At 69.4% G+C, this 1,206-nt stretch carries 1 protein-coding gene; it reads left to right on the top strand.

Going from position 1 to position 1,206, the window contains the following annotated elements; all coding sequences use genetic code 11:
- A partial coding sequence (locus tag VFZ66_05490) for a condensation domain-containing protein (protein ID HEX6288621.1) occupies positions 1–1,206 on the top strand: 1,206 nt, incomplete at both ends.

Consider the following 1,206-nt stretch of genomic DNA (forward strand, 5'->3'; position numbering starts at 1 on the left):
GGCAAAGTCGATCGCAAGGCCCTGCCCGCCCCGGAGGCCGATACCCTCACAGTCGAGGACGAGTACGCCTCCCGCACCCCGACCGAAGAAATCCTGGCGGGCCTCTGGGCCGCGCTGCTGCATCGGTCGCACATCGGCCTCCACGACAACTTCTTCACCATTGGCGGGCACTCGCTGCTGGCGACCCAACTGCTCTCGCGCATTCGCGCCACCTTCCAGGTCGAGCTGCCGCTGCGTCAGTTGTTCGAGACACCGACGCTCGCCGCCTTGGCGCGGCAGATTGCGGACGCCGCGCCGGATGCGGGCGCCGACGCGCCGCCGCCGCTGGAGCGCGCAAGCCGGGAGCAGGCGCTGCCGCTGTCGTTTGCGCAGCAGCGCTTGTGGTTCTTGGACCAGTTGGAGCCGGGCAGCCGGGCCTACGCCATGCCGATCGCCCTGCGCCTTCACGGCCCCCTCGATCGCGCCGCCCTTCAGCACAGCCTCGATGCCCTTGTCGTCCGCCACGAGTCCTTGCGCACGACCTTTCCGATGACCCTGGGCCAGCCGACACAAGTCATCGCCGACCCGCAGCCCGTGCCGCTGCCAATCATACAGCTCGCGCATGGGCCGGACGCAGAGCGGGAGGCTGAGTTGTTCCGGCTTATCGCCGAAGATACTAGCCGCCCCTTTGTGCTGGCGACCGGACCACTGCTGCGGGCGACGCTCTTCGGGATGGACGCGGAGACGCACGTGCTGCTGCTGAACCTGCATCACATCATCGCCGATGGCTGGTCGATGCAGGTCTTGCTGCGCGAACTGGTCCAGCTCTATCGCGCTGCCGCTCAAGGCGAGGCAGTGACCCTGCCAGAGCTGCCGATCCAGTACGCCGATTACGCCCTCTGGCAGCGCCAGTGGCTCCAGGGCGCCGTGCGCGCGCGGCAGCTCGGCTACTGGCAGCACCAACTCGCCGATCTCGCCCCCCTCCACCTCCCCACCGATCACCCGCGTCCCGCCGTCCCCTCGTTGCGCGGCGCGACCCATGCCTTCGCGCTCGCCCCGACCCTCAGCGCCGCCGTGGTCCACCTCAGCCGCCGGGAGGGCGCGACGCTGTTCATGACGCTGCTGGCGGCGTGGCAGGTGTTGCTGAGCCGCTACAGCGGCCAGGACGACATTGTCGTCGGCACGCCGATCGCTGGCCGCACGCGCGGCGAAACCGAGGACCTGATC

It is taken from the genome of Herpetosiphonaceae bacterium (assembly GCA_036374795.1).
Taxonomy (GTDB): Bacteria; Chloroflexota; Chloroflexia; order Chloroflexales; family Kallotenuaceae; genus LB3-1.